The 503-nt window shown below is 37.0% G+C and carries 1 pseudogene; it reads left to right on the top strand.

The features are described 5' to 3' along the window. Window positions 1–10: 10 nt before the first annotated feature. A pseudogene (locus tag ACFIN0_RS10230) lies at window positions 11–503 on the top strand (hypothetical protein); the annotation flags it as partial.

Here is a 503-nt window from a genome sequence, read left to right as displayed (position 1 = left end):
GGGTATCTCTATGTGCAAAAAATACGAATTAACCAGTGAAATCAAAAAAATCAAACATGCTCTTACTCGAAATATTATAAACCTTTATCGCATTAAAGCTTTAAAAGATTTTGATGATGTAAAGGCGGGGTCTTTAGGCGGCTTTATTGAAAAGGAAGTTAACCTATCCCATGATGGTAATTGCTGGGTGTATGATGAGGCTTGTGTCTATGGTCATGCAAGAGTGTATGAAAATGCAAAAATACGCCATTTTTCTCAAGTCTGTGGTCAAGTTTATGGCAATGCTGAGGTCTATGGAAAAGCTTTTATCTCTCAATATGCTAAAGTTTATGACCATGCTTTTGTCTATGGCAATGCTCATGTTTATGGCAATATTTATGGTAATGCTCATGTGAATGGTAGTGCCCGCATTCTTGCTGATGCTCATATTTATGATCATGCGCATGTTTCTTATGATGCTACGGTTTTTAGTTATGCACGCGTTTATGGTCATGCCAAGGTTT

Origin of the sequence: Bartonella sp. AA89HNZF, assembly GCF_042196905.1 — a bacterium.
GTDB lineage: Bacteria > Pseudomonadota > Alphaproteobacteria > Rhizobiales > Rhizobiaceae > Bartonella.
Note: the sequence above shows the minus strand (reverse complement) of the source record. Positions and strands in the feature narration are given on the sequence as shown.